Source organism: Pseudomonas sp. NPDC089530 (assembly GCF_050280705.1).
Lineage (GTDB): Bacteria > Pseudomonadota > Gammaproteobacteria > Pseudomonadales > Pseudomonadaceae > Aquipseudomonas.
Genome location: NZ_JBNNVU010000205.1, coordinates 1 through 1,684, shown reverse-complemented (window position 1 = coordinate 1,684; position 1,684 = coordinate 1). Strand labels below are relative to the sequence as shown.

The window sequence follows — 1,684 nt, the reverse complement described above, 5'->3', positions numbered from 1 at the left end:
GAATGGGCGTACCGCCATTGGCGGATGCGAGGTCCAGGTAGTCGATCGGCGTGTTATCGATCATCACCGTGTCGCGCTTGGGGTCCATGCGCGTGGTGATGGCCCAGATCACGTCGTTCCAGTCGCGTGCGTTGATATCGTCGTCGGTGACGATAACGAACTTGGTGTACATGAACTGTCGCAAAAACGACCAGACGCCCAGCATGACCCGCTTGGCGTGGCCAGGGTACTGCTTCTTCATGGTCACCACCGCCATGCGGTACGAGCAGCCTTCGGGCGGCAGGTAGAAGTCGGTGATTTCCGGGAACTGCTTCTGCAGGATCGGCACGAACACTTCGTTCAGCGCCACGCCGAGAATCGCCGGCTCATCCGGCGGCCGGCCGGTGTAGGTGCTGTGGTAGATCGGCTTTTGCCGGTGGGTGATGCGCTCGACGGTGAACACCGGGAAGCTGTCGACTTCGTTGTAGTAGCCGGTGTGGTCGCCGTAAGGGCCTTCGTCGGCCATCTCGCCCGGATGGATCACCCCTTCGAGGATGATTTCCGCGGTGGCCGGCACCTGCAGGTCGTTGCCGCGGCATTTCACCAGTTCGGTGCGGTTGCCCCGCAACAGGCCGGCGAAGGCGTACTCGGACAGGCTGTCCGGCACCGGCGTCACGGCGCCGAGGATGGTCGCCGGGTCTGCTCCCAGGGCCACGGAGACCGGGAACGGCTGGCCCGGGTGCTTCTCGCACCACTCGCGGTAATCCAGGGCGCCGCCACGGTGGCTCAGCCAGCGCATGATCACCTTGTTGCGGCCGATCACCTGCTGGCGGTAGATGCCGAGGTTCTGCCGGTCCTTGTTCGGGCCCTTGGTGACGGTCAGGCCCCAGGTGATCAGCGGGCCGACGTCGCCCGGCCAGCAGGTCTGCACCGGCAGCATCGACAGGTCGACGTCGTCGCCTTCGATGACCACCTCCTGGCAGATCGCGTCCTTGACCACTTTGGGCGCCATGGAAATGATTTTCTTGAAGATCGGCAGCTTGGACCAGGCGTCTTTCAGGCCCTTGGGCGGCTCGGGCTCCTTGAGGAAGGCCAACAGCTTGCCGATTTCCCGCAGCTCGCCGACCGCTTCTGCGCCCATGCCCAGGGCCACGCGCTCGGGGGTGCCGAACAGGTTGCCCAGCACCGGAATGTCGTAGCCGGTGGGCTTTTCAAACAGCAGGGCCGGACCTTTGGCGCGCAAGGTGCGATCGCAGACCTCGGTCATTTCCAGCACTGGGGACACCGGAACCTGGATGCGCTTGAGTTCGCCGCGCTGTTCCAGGCCGCTGATAAAGTCGCGCAAGTCGCGATACTGCATGCGTGAGCCTCGTTTTGGCCGTGGCGTTCGGGGCTGGCAGTTTAGCGCCGAACCCGACTGTTCAGAACAGTGAACTGCCGTTCATCGATAATCAGATAGCAAAAAGCCGGGTTTCCCCGGCTTTTTGTGGTCCCGCTCGACTTACTTGCGCTTCATCGACAGGAAGAACTCATCGTTGGTCTTGGTCTGCTTCAGCTTGTCGACCAGGAACTCGATGGCGGCGACTTCATCCATCGGATGCAGCAGCTTGCGCAGGATCCACATACGCTGCAGCTCGTCGTCGGCGGTCAGCAACTCTTCGCGGCGGGTGCCGGACTTGTTGATGTTGATGGCCGGGAACACACG

At 62.8% G+C, this 1,684-nt stretch carries 1 protein-coding gene and 1 pseudogene; both read right to left on the bottom strand.

Annotated elements, in window-relative coordinates; translation table 11 throughout:
• Nucleotides 1-1,339 (bottom strand): 4-hydroxy-3-polyprenylbenzoate decarboxylase (gene ubiD / locus ACQKQA_RS30280; RefSeq protein WP_427564796.1); only part of this gene is annotated, 1,339 nt, incomplete at its 3' end.
• A 141-nt stretch (nt 1,340-1,480) separates the two neighbouring features.
• A pseudogene (gene rho, locus ACQKQA_RS30275) lies at nt 1,481-1,684 on the bottom strand (transcription termination factor Rho); the annotation flags it as partial.